The sequence below is a fragment of the Candidatus Poriferisocius sp. genome, from assembly GCF_965202595.1.
Taxonomy (GTDB): Bacteria; Actinomycetota; Acidimicrobiia; order Acidimicrobiales; family Bin134; genus Poriferisocius.
Genome location: NZ_OZ241836.1, coordinates 117,443 through 135,677, shown reverse-complemented (window position 1 = coordinate 135,677; position 18,235 = coordinate 117,443). Strand labels below are relative to the sequence as shown.

Genomic DNA, 18,235 nt, shown 5'->3' with positions numbered 1-18,235 from the left:
CGGGCGGGCAGACCCGTTGACGGCTTCCCCGACCTGGTGGGTCTTCAGACCGGCAGGCGGTCGGGCTGGTGGCGTTCGGTTGTAATGGCCTCGAAGATGGACTCCAGAAGGCAGTTGTAGACGATCTCTTGGAACTCGGTGTCGCTGACGGTTCGGGTCACGAGCGCGTCGTTTCCGGCCATGCGCTCGATCAGCAGTCCTTTGAGCCTCGGGCGGATGCTGAGGCTGAACTTGTCGAACGGGTTGGCCAAGGCTGTGCGGCGGATGTCCTCGCTGTTGATGGCATCGTGCTGGATCTGCTGGAAGAACAGGCGCTCCGACTCGGTGAAGTTGGTGCCGAAGCGGTCGTTGAGACGCTCGATTATCTCCCACAGCGGAGCGGTCGGTTCCTCGGGGTTGCCGGTGCCTACCTCTGTGGGTGGCTTGACCGTGGTGTCGTCATCCTCGCCGAGGCTGATATGGCCCGACGAAACCAGCTCCAGCCGGTAGTACTCGAGCTCGATGTCGTCGGCCAGGTGCACAGCCTCGCGGTCAGGACGCAGGCGCGGTAGCAGCGCCTTGCCGAACGCGTAGAGGCGCTCGAGTTCGCCATCGGCGTAGGGGATGATCTGGCTCAAAAACGCATAGAGGCTCACATAGGCGCTGAGCCGGTCGCGGAACTCGCTCTGCCGGTCGTCGTCGAGCGCATCGAAGCGGTCACACGCAGGCTGAAGCGCAGCCTCGAGCTGGGCGTGGTCGCCGGGTCGCTGCTCGCGGGACGGGCGGTAGAAAACCCTGATGAACTCCTCGACCTCGCTGCGGTAGTAGACCCGAGCCATGTCGAGCTCGTGCCCGAGCCTGTCGAGCTGGTAGGGGTCGGAGCGATCCTGGAGTTGGGTCTGGTCGTAGTAGGGCTCGAAGGCGGCTCGAATGTCCTCAGGATCGTTGACGAAGTCCAGCACGAACGGTGGGGACTTGCCCGCAGCGATGCGGTTGAGCCTCGACAGCGTCTGCACGGCCTGCACGCCATCAAGCCGCTTGTCGACATACATCGCCTGCAACAGCGGCTGGTCGAAGCCCGTCTGATACTTCTCGGCCACGAGCAGGATCTGGTAGTCGGGCGAATCGAAGCGGCCCGCCAGCGCGGCCTCGCTGATCGTCTTGCCCGAAACGGTGTCGATGTTCATCGACGGCTCGGTGAACTCCTCGCCGGTGTCGGGATCGGTCACGGTGCCGCTGAACGCAACCAGGGGGTGGATGTCGGTGTAGCCGCGCTCGGTGATGTATCGCTGGAAGGCTTGCATGTAGCGCACTGCGTGCAACCGGGATGAGGTGACCACCATCGCCTTGGCCTTGCCGCCGATGCGGCGGCGGATCTGGTTGCGGAAGTGCTCGACGATCACCTCCGTCTTCTGGTCGAGGTTGTGCGGGTGCAGGTGCATGAACTTCACCAGCTCCCGGGATGTGCGCCGCTTGGGGAAGTCCTGGTCGCCCTCGGCCTGGCTCAGCAGCCTGAAGTAGGTGTTGTAGTCGGTGTAGTTGCCCAACACGTCGAGGATGAACTCCTCCTCGATGGCTTGGCGCATGCTGTAGACATGGAACGGCTCGGGCCGGCCCGAAGCACCAGGGGTGCCGAACAGCTCGATGGTCTTTGCCTTGGGCGTGGCCGTGAACGCGAAGAACGACAGGTTGGGCTGGGCGCGGCGTGATTCCACCACCGCGTTGAGGCTGTCCTCCCAGTCGCCGCCATCGGCACCGGCCTGGGCTCGGGCCGCTTGGGAGCGCGCTCCGAGCACCGCCTTCATCTCGCCGGCGCTCTCGCCGCTCTGGCTGGAGTGTGCCTCATCCACAATCACCGCGTAGTTCCGCTGAGCGATCCGCTCCCGCCACCGTTCGGCCTGCTGGGCCTGCGTTGCGGTAGGAGTATCGCCCTCCGAGACGGCCATCGCCAGCAGCCGCTGCATCACGAACGGGAACTTTTGCAGCGTGGTGATCACAATCTTGGTGCCATCCACCAGGGCCTCGGCGAGCTGGCCGGAATCCTGGTCGATGGCCTTGACCACACCCTGGGCGTGCTCGATCTGGTAGACCGCCTCCTGCAACTGCTGATCCAGCACCCGCCTGTCGGTGATCACCACCACGCAGTCGAAGACCTTCTCGTCCTCGGCGGTGTGCAGGCTCGACAAGCGGTGCGACAACCACGAGATGCTGTTGGTCTTGCCGCTACCCGCGGAATGCTGGATCAGGTAGTTGCGTCCGGGCCCGTCAGCGCGGGCGGTGTCGATGAGCTTGGTCACCGCGTCGAGCTGGTGATAGCGGGGGAACACGAGCGTCTTGCGGGTCTCGTTGCGTGCGCCCCCGTTGCGGTAGACCTTCTCGGTGCGGGTCTCAACAAAGATGTACGAGCCGACAATGTCCAGGAAGCGCTCACGCTGAAGCACTTCCTGCCAGAAGTAGCCGCTGCGGTACCCCGACGGATGGTGCGGGTTGCCGGCCCCGCAGCGGATTTCGCCCGGCGCGCTGCCCCGGTTGAACGGCAGGAACCGGGTTTTGTTCTTGGAAAGGCGCGTCGTCATGTGTACCTCGTCGCAATCAGCCGCGAAATGCACGAGGGCGCGCTTGGTGAACCGGAACAGCGGCGCATCGGGGTCGCGATCACGCCGGTACTGCTCCGCTGCGTTGCGCCAACTCTGACCGGTCATCGGGTTCTTGAGTTCGCAGGTCGCCACCGGCAGCCCGTTGAGCGCGAGCAACATATCCACCGTGTCACCCTTGCCCGGATGGCACTGCGCCTGGCGGGTGACGGTCAACTCGTTGCGCTCGAACCGTGCCATCGCATCGGGGTTCAAGCCGTGCGCAGGCCGGAAGTACGCCAGCCTCAGCGTCTTGCCCCAGAAACGGAACCCGTGACGCAACACCGCCAGGGTTCCCTTGGTGTCAAGCTCGCGCACCAACTGTTCCATCAGCGACTCAGCCAGGGTATCGCCATGAAACTGCACCAGCTCTGCCCACAACTCAGGCTGAGTAGCCTTGACGAAGGCAATCACGCGTTCGGGGAACAGCGCCCGCTCAACGTCCCACTCGGCCCGGTCGCCGGTCCGCCAGCCGCCCTCTGCCAGCATCGAGGTGACTGCCGACTCGAATGCGTGCTCCGTCCTCTGATCTGTCATCGGCTGATGCCTCTGGCCTCGGCCTTCACCTCTTCGCGAACATCGATCTTGCCGGTGACGGCTGCGGTCACCAGCGCAGTCCGGTACTCATGCAACCGCTCAATCGCCTCCTCAACCCGAGAGCAAAGCCGGTCGATCCGCTCAGTGCGCTTATCAAGAAACGCAGTAATAGCCCGCTGCTCCCCCACCGGCGGCACCGGAACATGGACACCACACACGAAATCCCAGCTTGCCCGTGGCATTTTCGCGCCATATGTAGATGAGTCAACTATGGACACAAACCCATCTGTAAGCAACAGATACAACAGGTACTCAGGCAAATGATCGACAGCCTCCAACACCAAGAACTCAGTCGAACACAGTCCGTCAAAGTCAGCAAGAAACGCCTTAGCGAGATACGGACGCAATTTCGCGAAAAGCACATCGCCATCCCTGAACGAGTTGCTCAGACTCTCCGATGCCCACCCATCATCAAGCGGCAAAAGGTGTCCCGTCCACGACGAAACATGCTCAAGCCCGACAAAGGGGACCCCCTGCGCCTCCTCGGGCTCAATCCGAACATCCGATCTTCTAACGGAATGGGCCAACCGCTTCACTTCCCAGTGCTCGGGGATGTCACCTAGCCAATCCACACCTGACGGCTTGAGAAATGGCGACGGATCAAGTCCAGCAGCACGAGCAGCCTGGGGCGGCAGACCGCGAGTCACCGCCCGAGTGATCAGAGCCGTGCGGTACTCCGCCAGCCGCTCCAACAGCAACCGCTTCTTCTCCACCAACACATCAACCTTACCCGTCTCTTGGTCAAGATATGCAGAAATAGCTCGCTGCTCTTCGAGAGGAGGTACTGCCAATTTCATCGCCGCATAGCGACCTGCACTAACATTTTGGATAGTAGCCTGAATTGCCGTCGCCTCTATCCATTGCCAATACACCTTAGATGCGGTGAAGTATTTCATAAAGGGGGCACATGCCAATTGTTTATCGAACCTCGCACGTATCAAGTAACTTGCATAGGCACATGGACCATACTCATCTCGATACAAGAAGGCCTTACCAACAGACCCGCTACCCGCTAGAAGCAAGTCACCTTCTCTCAATAGAAAGGGTGCCGCGATCTCTGTAGGCAAGGAACGGAACGTTTCTGGTTTCAAAAATCCCATTTCGTCAATATCCGTGATACGCACATAGCGAGGAAAACCAGGGTCATCAATTCTTGCCGCTTCACTAGCGCCATATTCGAGAGGCTCACTCAACAAATTACGAAGTTGGCACTCCTTCCAATGCTCAGGAACCTGGCCAAGCCACTCAACGCTGCTGTCGCGATAATTTGGGTATGGATACCTCATCACGTAATTTCCGCCAGTAGCCCGATTATCTCTTGCTCTAGCGCTTGCAAGTCGCGGTCTATCTCATCTAGTGGGCGCGGCGGTTCATATACGTAGAAGTGTCTGTTGAAGGGGATCTCGTAGCCGATCTTCGTCTTGGTGTGGTCTATCCAAGCATCGGGGGCATGGGGCAGAACTTCGCTCGCCATGTAATCCTCGATGTCTTGGTGAAGCGGCACGGTTTCGGTGTCGCGCAGTTCCGGATCGGGTTCTGGTTGGCCTGCCTGGTCGTAGCAAATATCGGCCTGCGGATCGCGTTCACCCAGCGCGGCAAGCACCGCTTTGCGTTCGGCTGCGGAGAGGCGTATTTCCGAGGCTCGGGCTTGCCGCTCCAGCTTGGCCAGGAAAATCTCGCGATTGTCGGTGACCTTTTCCTGTGCCAGTCGCTCCAGCAAGTCGCGGAGTTGCTGCTGGCGGAACCGGCCCTGGGCAACCTCGGAGTCGTGGACGGGACCGGGGCGCTTGCTGCTCTTGGCGAGCTTCTGAAATGCCTTTTCATCTTCGAGCCGGACGATGCGATCCGGGGCGGCGGCAAAGTTCAACCGTAGCGGGCGCTCAACGGTAATCCGGCGATAACCGAAATCGTTATTGTCGAAGATCTTGCTGACCACCCGGGGCCGGGTGCGGGGCTGATGGGTAACCGGATCTTCGTCGGTTAGGTCGCGGGTCTCGCCATCGGTGAAGTTGCCGTGGATCCGGGTGAGGTCATCGATCTGAGCCTGCGAAAGCTCGTTGCGCTTGTTGCCGAGGCTCTTGCGCATCTTGGTGAAGAATTGCCGCCCGTCGATGAGCTGAACCTTGCCGGCGCGGTGAGGTTCCTTGCGGTTCGTGAGAACCCAGATGTAGGTGGAGATCCCGGTGTTGTAGAAGAGCTGGTCTGGCAGCGCCACGATGGCCTCGAGCCAGTCGCTCTCGATGATCCAGCGCCTGATCTCGCTCTCTCCGCTTCCGGCACCACCGGTGAACAGCGGCGATCCGTTGAACACGATGGCAATGCGGCTGCCACCAGCACCCAGCCCCCCCCCCCCCCGCAGTGGAATCAACGGGTGTCATCTTGGAGAGCATATGTTGAAGAAACAGCAGCGCCCCATCGTTGATGCGCGGGGTACCCGCACCGAAACGGCCGTCCCAACCGAGGGTTCTGCGCTCGCTTTCAATGAAGCGCTTCTGCTGCTTCCACTCCACCCCGAAGGGCGGGTTGGCCAGCATGTAGTCAAAAGTCCAGGATTCGTGGCCGTCCTCGGTGAAGGAGTCGCCCAGGATGATCCCATCGGCATCATGGCCCTTGATCAACATGTCAGACTTACACACCGCCCACGCCTCGTCGTTGAAGTCCTGGCCGTACAGGTGTGGCCTTGAGTCCCGGTTGTGCTCGCGCAGGTAGTCCTCGGCCACCGACAGCATCCCACCCGTACCGCAGGCCGGATCATAGATCGTCTTGACCACGTGCCCCTTGCCCAGGTCGGGTTCTGGCGACAGCAGCAAGCTCACCATGAGCCGGATCACCTCGCGGGGTGTGAAGTGCTCCCCGGCCTCCTCATTGGCCTGCTCAGCACCGATGCGGATCAACTCCTCGAAGATGTAACCCATCTGCATGTTGTCCACACGGCCGGGCGACAGGTCCACCCCCGCGAACTCCTTGACGACCTGAAACAGCAGTTCCTTCTCGGCCATGCGCTCGATCTGGACCGCAAAGCCGAAACAGCGCATGATCTCACGGACGTTGTCCGAGAACGCCTCAATGTACGCAACAAGGTTCGCCGCGAGGTTGTCCGCATCGTCCAGCAACCGCCCGAAGTCCAGGCGCGATGTGTTGTAGAAGGTATATCCCGATGCCTGCTTCAACAGCGCGTCCCGGACGCTGCCGACCTGACCCTCAGATCCGGCATCAGCATCAAGCACCGCCTGCTTGGTAGGGGCAAGCACGCAATCGAAGCGCCGCAGCACCGTCAACGGCAAAATGACCTTTCGGTACTCGTTGCGCTTGTAAGGCCCACGCAACAGATTACAGATACCCCAGATGAAGTCGGTGATCTGACGGTGGGCGCTAACGTTCATAGGCTCCTTCGGGGGACACTTGTTAGGGGGGGCACTTGAGCGAAAACGTTAGCAGGCTTGGGGTCGAACGATGCTGTCACTGGTGTCCGGTAGACTGGTAGGTATGAGGTTTGAGGCTCTGACCAGGGATAACATCGGTTCGGGTGGGTCGGCTGCTGTGGCAGGTGGGTCCGGTTCGGGTTTGGGTGGGCAGGCCATCGCAGAAAATGGGCCTGGTTCGGGTGTGCATGTGGATGGGGTGGATGTTGCCGGGTTGAATGATGCTGGTTTGGATGCTCGGTTGCGGTTGATTGGTGATGCTCATAATCGTTTGGATGGGTTTTTGGTTGAGGCGGTGGCTGAGAAGAAGCGGCGTAGTAGTGCTTTTGACACTGCTGACACCCTGCGTAGGGGGTTGCGCCAGTCGGGGCGCAAGGCGCGTAGCGTGATCCGCGATGCTGAGCAGTTGGAAGCGTTACCTGCTGCTCGCGAAGCGTTGCTCGGTAGTCGTATCACTTCTGAGCACGCCCGTATTTTGGGGAACGCGGCTAAGGCCGGGCCGATGGATGAACAGGAGATGGTGGCTGCTGCGGAAACTCAAACTCCTGAGCAGCTTCGCCGCACGGTGCGCGAACACCAAGACGAACTATCCGACGATGACGGTTCCAAGCGTCTTGAGCGTCAGCAAAAAGCTCGCACCGCGTCTTTCACCGAACAAGACGATGGCATGTGGTGCCTACATGCCCTTTTCGACCCCATCACCGGGCAACGCATCCGAGCCGCTTTGAATCATAAGACCGATATGGCTTGGTATGCCAGCAACGGTCGTGAACGCCAGACGGCCCGTCACCGGCGAGCTGATGCCATCGCTGAGCTGTTGACCCGCAACATCCAAAACACCGGCGGCGACGGTGGGGCTGTTGAGTGTTCCCAGCCGACCAGTTTGTTGATCCTGGCTGATTACGATGTGGTCGATCAAAAACTCGGTAGGCCCCGCCTCTCCGATGGCACCCCGCTACCTGCCGAGGAGTTCCGCAAGCTGGCTTGCGACGCCGAGATACTCACCGGCATCTTCAACAGTGACCTCCAGTGCTTGTCGCTGGGTCGCCAGCGCCATCCCAGCCCCCAGCTCAAAGCCACCCTCATAGCCCGCGACCAGGGGTGCATCGGGTGTGCCAAACAACCCGAATGGTGCGTCAGCCACCACATCAAACACTGGGACCACGGCGGGCCCACCCAGGCTGACAACCTCGTAACCATCTGCCAGGACTGCCACCACAAAGTCCACCACCGCGACTGGACAGTCGAAAAACACCCCGACACCCGCCGCTACTACCTACGACCACCCTGGCAACAACCCCCCAAACCCACCACCAAAAACAAACCCCACAAACACGATCGCTTACTGCTACGACCAATCCTACGCAACCCTCCAACACCAACCCAAAAATGCTGAACCAAACCACCAGCCCACCCAAACAAGCAAGCGGGAACCAAACAGGCCAAAAAATAGACGGGCGAAACTAGCCTGCGGGCACAAACCCAGCAATCTAGGAGGCGGCTGAAATAGGCCGAGACGATTGGGGGCTGGCGTTCATCGGTTTACAACCCCTGAAGTTGATTAACATCAAAGCACAAAGTGTGCCCCCATATTTCTCAGCATCTGGAACGGATCTATGCAGGATATTTGGGGCTTATATATGTGACTAGCCAAACTACATCTGGCCTGGGATTTTTTTGACTGGTTAGAGAGAAAAGCCCTGGTCAAAACAGATGTGGTTAGCTTTGTATATAATTTCCGCATTAGACGCTATCCTCCAAATCGGTTGTGTCCACAGCGTCGGGTGGCATGATGAGCACGGCTCGGAGCGTATCCGCTAGTTCTTCCTCTGTGGGATAGTCAGGCTGCATTCGCTTGGACCCCCTCGGCGGTTAGACGGTCATAGGTTAGTAGTTTGTCCTCCATCATGGAGAACGCATCCGCCATTTGCTGAATCGTGTTCTTGGGACGCTCGTTGTGCCTGTGCTGGAACTCAGCGATGTAGCGGTGGAGATGTTCAGGCGATATGTGGTGGTAGGTGCCCTGATAGCCGCGCTTGAGCAACGCCCAAAAGGATTCCAGCCCATTCGTGTGGGCCATCCCATCAACCCAGCGACCTGTCGAATGCGTAACGGCGTGGTGCTTGTACCCGGCCCTGTTCAACGGCAGGTAGCCGGGGGCCTCGTCGGTGAACACCACAGATTCCCTCTCAGTGTGGTCGGTGACCACGGCGGTCAAGGTAGCAGCTTTGGTGTCAGCCACCACACCGGCAGCAACTCGACCCGTTGTCCGCTCCCTCACACCGGCGACGATAGCCTTCCCCGATGGGCCGCCTGCTGCTTTCATCCGTTTGTGCTGGTGCTTGTTGCGCTCCAGCCCGCCCACATAGGTCTCATCGGCCTCCACCGGGCCGACAAACAGGAAATCGTCAACCTTCATCCCCTCACGAATCCGGTGCGCCAAATGCCACGCCGTTTTCTGCGTCACCCCAAGATCACGATGCAACTTCATACTAGACACACCTTTCAACCCGGTGTTGAACAAATACACGGCTAACAACCATGTCTGGCAGGAGAGCTTTGAGTCGGCCATCACCGTGCCGGTCTTCACTGAGAAATGCTTACGGCAGTCCTTACACCGAAAGGGCATCGGCTGGCGGGTTCTTATACGACTGATCCGTTCACTTTGGCATCGTGGACAGGCCACACCGTTCGGCCACCGCGCCGCTTCTATAAAAGCTTCTGCACTTTGATCGTCGGGAAAGAGTCGAAAAAATTGAGGCAAGGAAATGCCTTTCCTGCCCGACCGTCCCGGCCCTTTACCCGAGGATTTATTATTCTCCATATTTACTATTATACCAACACAAGCGACACTTTCTCTGTGGCCCAATTCCCCAGGTCAACAGTAGTTTGGCTAGTCACATATATAAGCCCCGGATATTTTGTGGGCCATCGCAGCGTCTGGAATCTTGATTTTCTTGCGGCTCTGGCCTGGACGTTCATGAGTGACCACTGTATGTCCACCTGCGAGCGCATGCCCGACCAGGAACGAGTCAGCTTTGGAAGCGAACTTATTTTTGGCTGCCATATCATAGTTCTGCGACTTCTGCGCCCACTGATTGACTGAGCGAACCCCCAGTAGTTCCCTTGAAGAGGTAATGATAAAGAGACGTTTGTGTGCTTCTACCCAGTCAGACAAATTGTCTTTACCCGTCATCAACTCTTTGTAGACAGCATCAACGCTGTAAACAACACCTGCTGCATTAGTAATCTTAAGCCAGTCCCAAAATGCCGGACAGAAGTCAAGTCCATAGTGGTCGTTCTTTGCTCGAATGAACACATCCGTGTCAAGTAGATATGCCACTACAAAACTCCCAGTTTCTTGCCAAGGCTATGGAGTGTAGATGTCTTCCTTACCTCAAGCAAATAAAAGGCCTCGGTGTATAGTGTTCGGCCTTCAAGCGTGCTAGCAATCAATTCACGGGCAAAACGTTTGCTGACCTGCACTGGCTTAGTATTGTGATAATTACCACCCAAACTTTGCTTCGATGGGCTCTGAGCTATTCGCCGACGCTCGTACTCAAGTTCAGACATGAACTCTTCCCACGTCATTACTCCGATTTCGCGTATGCGGCCAAGAATAACCTGTGTGGATACGCGGAAATGCTTTGCTAGCGGCTGGAGCTGCTCGCGTATGTCAACCTGTCTCTTGTAGACTGCGGCGAATTCATCCATGGGAACCAAAAATTCGGCGGCAACTTGATTGCACCAGCGCTCAACGCCAAAGTTTCGCGTCGATTCCGGATCCATATCGGATAGTGCAGAAGAGCCGAGCCAAATATGTGCTAGTTCATGGGCGAGCGTAAAAATCTGTGCGGTCTTAGAATCGGCACTGTTTACAAAGACAAGTGGGGCATACGGATCCGAAAGAGCGAAACCTCGAAACATCTCGGGATCAAGCTTTCGGTGGGTGTTCGATCCGACAATGCCGCTGATCATGACCAGTACGCCAATGGCCTCAGCGTTATCACGGAGGAGCGCAAGCGCGGCGCTCCAACTACTAAGTCTCTTGCGGGAGTCCCTTCCCCAGTTCAGAAGTTCCCTCATCTCGTCAGCGACCTGCTTAGGTGGAGTCGCGATCGTGGCGCTTCCAACGAAGGCCAGAGGGGACTCGTCATTCAGAATTTGGTTTTCTCGATACCATTCTTGGCGAGACTGGCAGCGATACAGCGTGTCCAGGAGGTTCGCGGACACCATTTGGGAAATGGGTCGATCACCAATGGTACGAAAATCAGAGATGGGCAAGGTCTCGTCAGGTGGCTCCTCCAGAAAGAAGTAGCCGATCGGAGTGTATGTCCTACGTGCGAAGTCGTTGAGTTGCTTGAATGTTGGTGCCGGATCGCCCGCCAGCCATTTGTCATACTGAGGAAACCGCGCCGTCCAGGTCGCCTCGTCGATGCCGGACCGTTCGCGTGCCCACCTCAAAAGTTGCGGCGGCACATCGACCCGGAATGTCACACCAGCCAGTATCGCACGGTCACCAACCCGATGAGGCCACGTAATCCGATGACCACTTCCGGGCGGGTGGGGCTCGGATGGGGCAACAAGGGGAGCCCAAGGGAACTAGCCTGCGGGCACTAGCCCGGCAATCGAGGAGGCGAATCAAATGGGTAGAGACGGCTACGCCCGCTACGCCAAGCACTGGTCGGCCCCCGACTACACGGTGGACGGTGAGGGCAAGATCGTGGGGGGCTACGTTCCCGAAGGGCCCAACAACTGGGGGCGGTGGGGCGAGCACGACCAGCTCGGCACCCAGAACCTCATCAATCCCGAACAGCGAATCCGGGCCGCCTCCCTGGTGCGATCCGGCAGGGTTTTCTCGCTGGCCCTGCCCATCGATGCCGGCGGCCCTCGTTTTCACACCCGCCCGGCACCGCTGCACTGGTTCTTGATGGCAGGCTCCGACCAGGTGGTGGGCTCCCCCTACAACCAAGACGACCCCGACTTCCAATGGAACGACGACATGCTCCAGATGCCCCTCCAGGGCTCCACCCAGTGGGACGGCTTCGGCCACGTCATGTATCGGGACACGATGTACAACGGCTACTGGGCGGGCAACATCACAGCATACGGCGGGGCTTCGGTGCTGGGGATCGAGAACCATCGGGAGAGCTTCGTGGGTCGGGGAGTGCTGCTCGACCTGCCCCGCAGCGAAGGGCTGGATGAGCTTGCGCCGGCCACGGTTATCGACTCGGAGATGCTGGATCGCTGCATCCGCTCGCAGGGCACCTCGGTGGAATCCGGTGACATTGCACTGATCCGCACCGGCTACCTGGCCCGGTGGGATCCGAACTTCACCCCCGGCCAGCAAGAGGCGTACTTCGGCGGTTCACCGGGATTGGGAGTGGATGCGCTCACCTGGTGCGACCGCAATGACGTGTCCGCAGTGGCCGCCGACACCATCGGTGTCGAGGTGCTGGTGCCCGAGGACCCCGAGGCTCGCCGTTACCCCGTCCATTGCGGTGCATTGGTGGACAGGGGTTTGCCTCTGGGGGAGTTCTGGGTGCTCGACGAGCTGGCGGCCGACTGCGCCGACGATGGTCGCTACGAGTTCATGCTGGTAGCCCCGCCGCTCAACATCCCCGGTGCTGTGGGATCACCCATCAACCCCATAGCCATCAAGTAGCCCCATGCGATCTTTTCTGATCGCAATCGGGCTGCTGGCCGCGATCGCTCTGCTGACGACCTGTGGCCGCGGCGCGCCGACCACCACCGAAACCGCGACACCAACCACAACCGAACCACCGGCAACACCAACCATTACAACCACAACCGAACCGGCAACACCAACCATTACAACCACAACCGAACCACCGGCAACCGAGCCCAGCGTCCAACCTCTACCCACCGAGTCCACCGCCGATCAGTTGCCCACTGCCTCCACTCCCGAAGCCACTGCCTCCACTCCCGAAGCCACCACCGCCACTCCCGAACCCACCCCCACACCGCAAGCCTCCACCCCCGAACCCACCCCCACACCGCAAGCCTCCACCCCCGAACCCACCCCCACACCGCAAGCCTCCACCCCCGAACCCACCCCCACTAAACCCGAACCACCAACACAAGAACCCACCACACAACCAACCCCAAAACCAACACCCGAACCCACCCCCACCATTTCGCCAACACCAGAGCCATCCTGGTCGGGAGAGTTGGCTTGGCGGGTTATCGCCACCTACCCCCACGACACCACGGCGTTCACCCAGGGGCTTTTGTGGCACGACGGTCTGGTGTACGAGAGCACCGGCCTGCGGGGGCAGTCGGTGCTGCGCACAGTGGACTTGTCCACCGGGCGAGTTCTGCGAGAGACGGCTGGCGATCCTCAGTACTTCGGTGAAGGTTTGGCCCTCGTGGACGACCGGCTCGTCTGGCTCACCTGGCAGGCGGGCGTTGCCGGGGTTTATGACCGGGACACGCTGGATCCCGAGGGCGGCTTCACCTACGCCGGTGAGGGCTGGGGTTTGTGCCACGACGGTACCCGGCTGGTGATGAGCAACGGATCGAGCACGCTCACCTTCCGGCATCCCGAAACGTTCGAGGTGCTGGGTTCGGTCCGGGTGACCGATGCCGATGGGCAGCCGGTGGATCGGCTCAACGAGTTGGAGTGTGTGGGCGACTACGTGTGGGCCAACGTCTGGCTAACCGACCTAATCGTGGTTATCGATCCCGGCAGCGGCACGGTCGCCGCCGAGGCTGACATGTCAGCCATAATCAACCCCCACCCGGCCGGCACCGACAACAACGACGTGCTGAACGGCATCGCCTACCGACCCGACACCGCCACGTTCCTGATAACCGGCAAGCGCTGGCCCACCATGTTCGAGGTCGGCTTTGAAACCCAGCGCTGAGCAAACACTGGTTGCGGGAGTGGATGCAGCCATCACCCGCGGGATGGGCCAGTCCCCCGGCGAGTGCGCTGAGCAAACAAAACACAGCTCATGGGAGCGAACGCAGCCCGGGGTGGGTAGGTCAGCCGCTGGTGGATGTTCTGGTTGCCCGCTTCCGAGCATGCAGTGCCACGCAACATGTCATACGTAGTATTATACTTGTATGACAATGCTCAGCTTCCGAGTCGATCCCGCAGAAGCCGAAAGAATCCAGAAGGTGGCGGAGTCTCTAGGGATAGCCCTTTCGCAGATGATCCGTGAGGCGCTGCGTCGTTACGCCGACGCAATCGAGGCTGAACATGATGCTGAGGTGTACCGGGCGATGCCCCTCGCTGCCGAAGAGCTTTGCCTGGCCGCCGGGCAGCATTGGGAGCCTGCGGAGGACTGGTCGGATTGGGCCGATGCAGCGGGGTGATATCTGGTTCGCAAGCTCCCCGGGAGGCGACCGGCCGGTGTTGGTGCTCACCCGCGATCCCGTTGCCGACCGCATCGGGGCGGTGGTGGTTGCCGCGCTCACTCGAACCGTTAGGGGGGTAACCTCCGAACTCGCCTTGACCGTGGGCGACGGCGTACCCACCGATTGCGTCGTCAACTTCGACACCATTTACACCCTGCCTCGAGAGGCGTTTCGCCGGCGGATTGCCCAACTCGAACCCACCCGCATGGAACAAGCCTGCCGAGTCCTCAAATCCGCCACTGGCTGCTAGTTGAAAAATAAGCAATTTGAAACCCAGCGCTGAGCAAACACTGGTTGCGGGAGTGGATGCAGCCCGGGGTGGGTGGGTCATGGCCATAACCGGCATCGGTGCGGACTCACCGGTGGCGTTCTCGGTGAAGACATCGTTTGCCGGGGTGTGGGCCGAAGCCCGAGCCCTGGAGCTGGTGGTTCTGGGGGTGGACATGCCCATCGGACTACCCGCCACCGAACTACGGCAATCCGACATGGAGGCCCGCGATCTGCTCGGTCCCCGGCGGTCGTCGCTGTTCTGGACCCCACCATTGGCCACCCTCGGTGCCACCAACCATGAGGAGGCCAACCACCTGAGCCGGATGAGCACCGGTCGAGGCCTGTCCATCCAGGCGTTCAACCTGCTGGCCAAGGTGCGGGAGGTGCGAGCCTCACTCAACCCAGCCGACCTGATGCCCCCGGCCCGACCCAGGGCGGCCGAGGTGCATCCCGAAACCAGCCTGGCGGTGCTGGCCGGTCGACCCATGGAGATGTCCAAGCGCCAACCGCAGGGACGAGACGAGCGCCGGGCCGTACTGAACCCCCAGTTCTCCAACCTCGAAGCCGCCGCCCACCCATCGCCGCCCGGCGCAGCCATCGACGACCTGCTGGACGCGGCGGCCGCCGCCTGGACCGCCCGCCGCCTGGCCACCGGCACTTCCTTGAGTCTTGGCCAGGACGAGGTGGACGAAACCGGCTATCCCATGACCATCAGCGCCTGAGCCGCAACCCGCCTTTACAGTTCAACTACGGGGAGCGCCAATCAATAAGAATATCAGTAAGTTTCTCCACCAAAGGTTGAATGTCGCTACCTACCCTTCCTGCCTCCAATTTAGCTACTTCACGGCAAATTTCGACATCTTTGCGGTTTAGTTCGTCAGCAAGACCACGCAACTTGAACTTTACTTTTTCCGACGGTGAGTCCGAAGCTGGGTCGTAAAGTGCATCAAGTCCACGTATTTTATCAGCCAGCATAGCCCTAGTTATCCCAAAAATACTATCAAATTCAGATAGCCTATTCCACACCCATGATTCGGGAAAAGTTTTGCCTGGCAGATATAGGACACCTTGCTCATTCTTTGTATAATCAATTATCTTGTCTGCTATATTACTATCTTCCTTGTCACCGTCCAATATAAATACAAAGTTCTTTACTGGGCCAAACTTTCCCAAAGCCCTAGCATGTGTTGGAAACTCATCTGCACCTGTATCTCTACCAATCCGAATAGCATCCAATCTAACTTGACCTCTCGTTATCATATAATCTAATATACCGTAGAGAATACTTTCAGCAATATCATCCTCACAAAGAATGTTGAGTTGCTCAACAGAACGACCGTACAGGGCATCCTGTATAATATCTTTATAGGGTGGCTGCACTATTACATCCCCGTCATCGTTACGTGACAGGAATATGCGACCAGATGAAGGAACAGAATCTAAAATAACTGGGCTGTGTGAGGTTACAATTACCTGTAAACTATTTCTAAGAGCAAGCTGCTGTATCTGTAGCATCAGAAGCTGTTGGAGTTCTGGGTGAAGACCTGCTTCAACTTCGTCAATTAGAACAAGAGCTCCCTCTAGCTGTGCGATCTCTTGCGAAAGTCTAAGAATGGACCGTTCTCCAGAAGACATATGCAATTCGGAGTATTCTGTTCCTCCCTGAAGGGTTGCAAACAATAAGCTTTTTTCACCGCTAGAAAGATTGAATACTTGATTGTATTGCATAGGTAGTAACTGTTGTGCAAAGTTAATCTGTGAAGCTGTTAATGCTGTTTGCTGAGGTGGAGAAGTAAGCCTTGACAAGCTCAGGACACCGCTTACACCAGAAGGGTCTCTCAAATCACTCAATGTTCTCAAATAGACATTACGCTCTGGTTGGGTAGCTCCTCTGCGGCCCATATAACTACGGCCCCAACTGTTCTTGCGCCCCCACTGCATTGAACGATGCCCTTCAGGAGTTTTGTATTGAAATACAATAGCTACTTCGTCTCTAGCATCTCTGAGGCTTCCTGACTTTGGACGATAGTCAGGAAAGAAGGTGGAAGGTACGAAATCTTTAGGCTTAGCATCAGGCACCTTGTAGGCACATGCTGCGGCAAATAGGATAGTGGACTTGCCTGTTGCATTGCTCCCAGCAATAACGCTCACAGGATACTCGAACTCTATCCGAAGATCATTTATCCCCCGAAGCCCATCCAAGTATACCTCTGACAGAAAATGAGGCATATGAGGTTTCTTGCCCCGCAATTGTTCCCAAAGCCTATGCAGCCTATCTTCAAATGCTCTCATAATATATTCCCTGGGTTGGGGTGCTCAGCCCGTACCAAGGCTGGGTTGGGGCTAAGTTGAGTTAATTTGGCCCATATTATAGCCTGCGAATTGCTCCTGGAAGCGATTTGCTCTTCATTCGGTGAGGCAGTGTGGGGCAGGGGTACGGGATACAAACACCGGGGAGGGAACACCCCTACGACAGCTCGGTGTATCCCGGAGTCTCCAGGTGGGCGGTTTTGAGGTATACCTTGGCCTCGGGCGAGCCCTGGAAGCGGCCATGGCTCCAGCGCACCTCCACATGGCCGTCAACATGCACCGGTGTGCCGGTGGCCCGGACAATCAGGTCGGCCCGCCAGCACACCACAGGCTGCACTCTGGCCTCCGGCCATACGTCGAACGACTTGAACTCGTACTGCCGGCGGAAGTCCCAGGGGGTGCCCACCCGGTAGCGCACCGGCCGGCGGCGGTGGTCGGTGCCCAGCACGAAATAGGGTGCCGGCTGGAGCCGCAACAGGCGCCACAACGCCTCTTCCCTCCGGGTCGCCCGACTCCCCAGCGCCGCCAACCAACGCTCGGCGGAGGCCTGCGACACCGCCACCGAGAACCAGCGAGCCGGCTCTACGAGCGAATCGGGCCATCGCCGGGAGAAGGGCTCCTTAAGCCGCTTGTACAGGTCGGTGTCCAAGTCGGTAACCGTGGGCGGCAGATCTTCGAACCCAGCGCCCTGGCCATGCCCACGATCCCCGCCGCCCCGACCCTCACCAGCGCCCAGCCCATGCCCGCCGCCCCGACCTTCACCAGCGCCCTGGCCGACCAGATGCTCCCGAGCGGCCCGGTAGAGAGCCTGATACTCGTTCGGAGCCACTCGGGCGTACCAATTGCCGGGCTTGTCGACCTGCCGCACCGCCAGCAGGCGCTCGAACAGGTGAGCCGGCGACACGTTGTGGAGCAGCCTCGACCCGTACTTGCAACTCACCAGATAAACATGATCCACCCGCAGATCGGCCGGTACCTGCTCGTAGGCGGGAGCCTGGTGCGGACCCTTCCACTCCACCCGCCGCGGCACCCGATCCCGCAACCCCTCATCGGCGGCGGCGAAGGCCACCCCATTGGCCCAGGCCTCATCGAACTGCAACCCGTGCTCGCCAGCGGCCCGAGCGGCGATAAGCTTGTCGTAGTGACGGTCGCCCACCCCCACCATTTGCGCCGGTCGGGTGGCCAGCGCCTCATCCACCGAAGCCAGGCCCAGCATTCCCAACCCGGTCACGATCTCGGTTATCTCGGTACGAAGCGAAGCCATCCTTACCCATCTCGTTGTGAAGCGGTTCCGGTTCTGGGGTGAGCTGTTATCTCGGTACGAAGCGAAGCCATCCTTACCCATCTCGTTGTGAAGCGGTTCCGGTTCTGGGGTGAGCTGTTATCTCGGTACGAAGCGAAGCCATCCTTACCCATCCTTGCCTGCCGGCCCGGGGTTCTCAACCGTCTCAGACACGCAAGGCCAAAACAGCACAAGGCTGATATTGATCATTGGTCCTGCGAATCACCGCCAGGATGCACAACCGCAGCCGGCGGCTCCTGCGGGCCAAGCTCGAAGGCGACCTGAAAGTTGGGGCCAAGATGCGCCACCGCAGCCGGTCGTGGCATTCTTTCATGAGTTCCTAGAGTCCACTGCGGAGT

17 protein-coding genes and 2 pseudogenes are annotated in these 18,235 nt (G+C 59.1%); 7 read left to right on the top strand and 12 right to left on the bottom strand.

Annotation, left to right across the window (positions count from 1 at the left end; genetic code table 11):
* Positions 1-44: 44 nt before the first annotated feature.
* The 4 genes and pseudogenes from ACOGXC_RS01015 to ACOGXC_RS01000 form a co-directional block, all read right to left on the bottom strand.
* Positions 45-3,149, bottom strand: a complete 3,105-nt coding sequence (locus ACOGXC_RS01015) for a type I restriction endonuclease subunit R (protein ID WP_419918878.1) — start codon at positions 3,147-3,149, stop codon at positions 45-47.
* Positions 3,146-4,495, bottom strand: a complete 1,350-nt coding sequence (locus ACOGXC_RS01010; protein ID WP_419918877.1) for a restriction endonuclease subunit S — start codon at positions 4,493-4,495, stop codon at positions 3,146-3,148. The genes ACOGXC_RS01015 and ACOGXC_RS01010 overlap by 4 nt, the downstream gene beginning before the upstream one ends.
* Positions 4,495-5,520, bottom strand: a complete 1,026-nt coding sequence (locus ACOGXC_RS01005) for an HsdM family class I SAM-dependent methyltransferase (protein WP_419918876.1) — start codon at positions 5,518-5,520, stop codon at positions 4,495-4,497. The genes ACOGXC_RS01010 and ACOGXC_RS01005 overlap by 1 nt, the downstream gene beginning before the upstream one ends.
* A gap of 118 nt (positions 5,521-5,638) precedes the next feature.
* Positions 5,639-6,592 (bottom strand): annotated as a pseudogene (locus tag ACOGXC_RS01000) (type I restriction-modification system subunit M); the annotation flags it as partial.
* 103 nt (positions 6,593-6,695) lie between these two features.
* Between ACOGXC_RS01000 and ACOGXC_RS00995 the strand changes: the two are divergent.
* Positions 6,696-8,027 (top strand): DUF222 domain-containing protein, encoded by a 1,332-nt coding sequence (locus ACOGXC_RS00995; RefSeq protein WP_419918875.1) that lies wholly within the window; start codon positions 6,696-6,698, stop codon positions 8,025-8,027.
* 444 nt (positions 8,028-8,471) lie between these two features.
* Here the strand turns inward: ACOGXC_RS00995 and ACOGXC_RS00990 are convergent, their stop codons facing one another.
* From ACOGXC_RS00990 to ACOGXC_RS00975, 4 genes and pseudogenes are all read right to left on the bottom strand, one after another.
* Positions 8,472-9,221: an IS1595 family transposase gene (locus ACOGXC_RS00990; protein ID WP_419919999.1), complete on the bottom strand. Its 750-nt coding sequence runs from the start codon at positions 9,219-9,221 to the stop codon at positions 8,472-8,474.
* An 18-nt stretch (positions 9,222-9,239) separates the two neighbouring features.
* A pseudogene (locus ACOGXC_RS00985) lies at positions 9,240-9,455 on the bottom strand (transposase); the annotation flags it as partial.
* Positions 9,456-9,524: 69 nt separating this feature from the next.
* Positions 9,525-9,974, bottom strand: coding sequence for a DUF4411 family protein (locus ACOGXC_RS00980; RefSeq protein ID WP_419918874.1), 450 nt, complete (start codon positions 9,972-9,974; stop codon positions 9,525-9,527).
* Positions 9,974-11,128 (bottom strand): ImmA/IrrE family metallo-endopeptidase, encoded by a 1,155-nt coding sequence (locus ACOGXC_RS00975; protein ID WP_419918873.1) that lies wholly within the window; start codon positions 11,126-11,128, stop codon positions 9,974-9,976. The genes ACOGXC_RS00980 and ACOGXC_RS00975 overlap by 1 nt, the downstream gene beginning before the upstream one ends.
* Positions 11,129-11,276: 148 nt before the next feature.
* Here ACOGXC_RS00975 and ACOGXC_RS00970 point away from each other — a divergent pair, with 148 nt between their 5' ends.
* Positions 11,277-12,296: a cyclase family protein gene (locus ACOGXC_RS00970; protein ID WP_419918872.1), complete on the top strand. Its 1,020-nt coding sequence runs from the start codon at positions 11,277-11,279 to the stop codon at positions 12,294-12,296.
* Here ACOGXC_RS00970 and ACOGXC_RS00965 read toward each other — a convergent pair.
* Complete coding sequence (locus tag ACOGXC_RS00965) at positions 12,267-12,473, bottom strand: hypothetical protein (protein WP_419918871.1); 207 nt, start codon at positions 12,471-12,473, stop codon at positions 12,267-12,269. The two genes, ACOGXC_RS00970 and ACOGXC_RS00965, sit on opposite strands and share 30 nt — an antisense overlap.
* Before the next feature lie 60 nt (positions 12,474-12,533).
* Complete coding sequence (locus ACOGXC_RS00960) at positions 12,534-12,743, bottom strand: hypothetical protein (protein WP_419918870.1); 210 nt, start codon at positions 12,741-12,743, stop codon at positions 12,534-12,536.
* 79 nt (positions 12,744-12,822) lie between these two features.
* Here ACOGXC_RS00960 and ACOGXC_RS00955 point away from each other — a divergent pair, with 79 nt between their 5' ends.
* The 4 genes from ACOGXC_RS00955 (at position 12,823) to ACOGXC_RS00940 (ending at position 15,006) form a co-directional block, all read left to right on the top strand.
* The gene (locus ACOGXC_RS00955; RefSeq protein WP_419918869.1) at positions 12,823-13,518 is read left to right on the top strand and encodes a glutaminyl-peptide cyclotransferase; all 696 of its coding nucleotides are present in this window, start codon (positions 12,823-12,825) and stop codon (positions 13,516-13,518) included.
* A gap of 202 nt (positions 13,519-13,720) precedes the next feature.
* Entirely contained in the window at positions 13,721-13,972 is a 252-nt protein-coding gene (locus ACOGXC_RS00950) for a DUF6290 family protein (protein ID WP_419918868.1), read from the top strand.
* Positions 13,959-14,264, top strand: coding sequence for a type II toxin-antitoxin system PemK/MazF family toxin (locus tag ACOGXC_RS00945; protein ID WP_419918867.1), 306 nt, complete (start codon positions 13,959-13,961; stop codon positions 14,262-14,264). Before ACOGXC_RS00950 ends, ACOGXC_RS00945 begins: the two co-directional genes overlap by 14 nt.
* 52 nt (positions 14,265-14,316) lie before the next feature.
* Positions 14,317-15,006 carry a DUF429 domain-containing protein gene (locus tag ACOGXC_RS00940; RefSeq protein ID WP_419918866.1) on the top strand — a complete coding sequence of 230 codons (690 nt, stop codon included), beginning with the start codon at positions 14,317-14,319 and terminating at the stop codon, positions 15,004-15,006.
* Between the two features lie 25 nt (positions 15,007-15,031).
* Here ACOGXC_RS00940 and ACOGXC_RS00935 read toward each other — a convergent pair whose 3' ends face one another.
* A complete protein-coding gene (locus ACOGXC_RS00935) occupies positions 15,032-16,513 on the bottom strand; it encodes an ATP-dependent nuclease (protein WP_419920096.1) in 1,482 nt (493 codons plus the stop codon).
* A 238-nt stretch (positions 16,514-16,751) separates the two neighbouring features.
* On the bottom strand, positions 16,752-17,858 hold the full coding sequence (locus ACOGXC_RS00930; RefSeq protein ID WP_419918865.1) for a hypothetical protein: 1,107 nt from the start codon (positions 17,856-17,858) through the stop codon (positions 16,752-16,754).
* A gap of 227 nt (positions 17,859-18,085) precedes the next feature.
* Between ACOGXC_RS00930 and ACOGXC_RS00925 the strand changes: the two genes are divergently transcribed.
* On the top strand, positions 18,086-18,220 hold the full coding sequence (locus ACOGXC_RS00925) for a hypothetical protein (RefSeq protein ID WP_419918864.1): 135 nt from the start codon (positions 18,086-18,088) through the stop codon (positions 18,218-18,220).
* Positions 18,221-18,235 lie beyond the last annotated feature (15 nt).

Excerpts from the sequence above, each read along its gene's own strand:
- ACOGXC_RS01015 (WP_419918878.1), bottom strand. The coding sequence starts at position 3,149 with ATGACAGATCAGAGGACGGAGCACGCATTCGAGTCGGCAGTCACCTCG.
- ACOGXC_RS01010 (WP_419918877.1), bottom strand. The coding sequence starts at position 4,495 with ATGAGGTATCCATACCCAAATTATCGCGACAGCAGCGTTGAGTGGCTT.
- ACOGXC_RS00995 (WP_419918875.1), top strand. The coding sequence starts at position 6,696 with ATGAGGTTTGAGGCTCTGACCAGGGATAACATCGGTTCGGGTGGGTCG.
- ACOGXC_RS00970 (WP_419918872.1), top strand. The coding sequence starts at position 11,277 with ATGGGTAGAGACGGCTACGCCCGCTACGCCAAGCACTGGTCGGCCCCC.
- ACOGXC_RS00950 (WP_419918868.1), top strand. The coding sequence starts at position 13,721 with ATGACAATGCTCAGCTTCCGAGTCGATCCCGCAGAAGCCGAAAGAATC.
- ACOGXC_RS00945 (WP_419918867.1), top strand. The coding sequence starts at position 13,959 with ATGCAGCGGGGTGATATCTGGTTCGCAAGCTCCCCGGGAGGCGACCGG.
- ACOGXC_RS00935 (WP_419920096.1), bottom strand. The coding sequence starts at position 16,513 with ATGCCTCATTTTCTGTCAGAGGTATACTTGGATGGGCTTCGGGGGATA.
- ACOGXC_RS00930 (WP_419918865.1), bottom strand. The coding sequence starts at position 17,858 with ATGGCTTCGCTTCGTACCGAGATAACCGAGATCGTGACCGGGTTGGGA.